The following is a 1,012-nucleotide window of genomic DNA, read 5'->3' as shown; positions in this document are numbered from 1 at the left end:
CATAAGAATGTTTGTTCGTATTTTTTATAAATCTAATATATTACGAACAATTGTTCTAGTCAACCCTTTTTTTCGAACTTATGTTTGTACTAATAGGTAAAAGATGCTATAATAAACATAAATTACAGGAATCCGAGGTGTATCAAAGGATGACGAAGCTATCAAAAAGGCAACAAGATATACTAAGCTTTATAAAAGAGGAAGTTCAAAAAAAAGGTTATCCGCCATCCGTTCGTGAGATTGGTGAAGCTGTAGGTCTCGCTTCTAGTTCAACCGTTCATGGTCATTTAGCTAGACTTGAATCAAAAGGACTAATAAGAAGAGATCCGACCAAGCCTAGAGCAATCGAAATTTTGGAAGATAATGAGGAATTACAAATTCCAAGAAGTAAGGTAGTCAATGTTCCAGTGATCGGGAAGGTTACAGCAGGTGTTCCAATTACTGCTATTGAAAATGTAGAAGAATACTTTCCACTTCCAGATCGTTACGTTGGAGAGGATGACCATGTTTTTATGCTAGAAATCATGGGTGAAAGTATGATAGAAGCTGGCATTTTAGACGGAGATATGGTAATTGTTAGACAGCAACCAACTGCTAACAATGGAGATATTGTTGTAGCTATGACTGAAGATGACGAAGCAACTTGCAAGCGATTCTTTAAAGAAAAGGATTATATTCGTTTACAACCAGAAAATTCTACTATGGAACCGATTATTTTAAGAAATGTTAGTATTTTAGGTAAGGTGATTGGTGTCTATCGTAATATTCATTGAAGGTATGCCGAAACGGTATGCTTTTTTAATTTCCCACTGCATTCAACTAATCTATTAATAGTAAGACATATCCACATAGGTTTAAGTATTAAAAGCTATTATATAAATTCAAATTATTCTAAAATCACTAAAAGCCCGAACAAAGGAATCATCTTTACATATAAAGAAGCAATAAAAGAGATAGAAATACTATCTCTTTTATTGCTTTACTTTTTAATCTTCAAAACACGATCCTCTTC

At 33.4% G+C, this 1,012-nt stretch carries 1 protein-coding gene; it reads left to right on the top strand.

The features are described 5' to 3' along the window. Window positions 1–149: 149 nt before the first annotated feature. Window positions 150–773 (top strand): transcriptional repressor LexA, encoded by a 624-nt coding sequence (gene lexA, locus HU235_RS12850; RefSeq protein ID WP_095301792.1) that lies wholly within the window; start codon window positions 150–152, stop codon window positions 771–773. Window positions 774–1,012 lie beyond the last annotated feature (239 nt).

It is taken from the genome of Metabacillus niabensis (assembly GCF_902829255.1).
In the GTDB taxonomy this organism is placed as follows: Bacteria; Bacillota; Bacilli; order Bacillales; family Bacillaceae; genus Metabacillus; species Metabacillus niabensis.
Note: the sequence above shows the minus strand (reverse complement) of the source record. Positions and strands in the feature narration are given on the sequence as shown.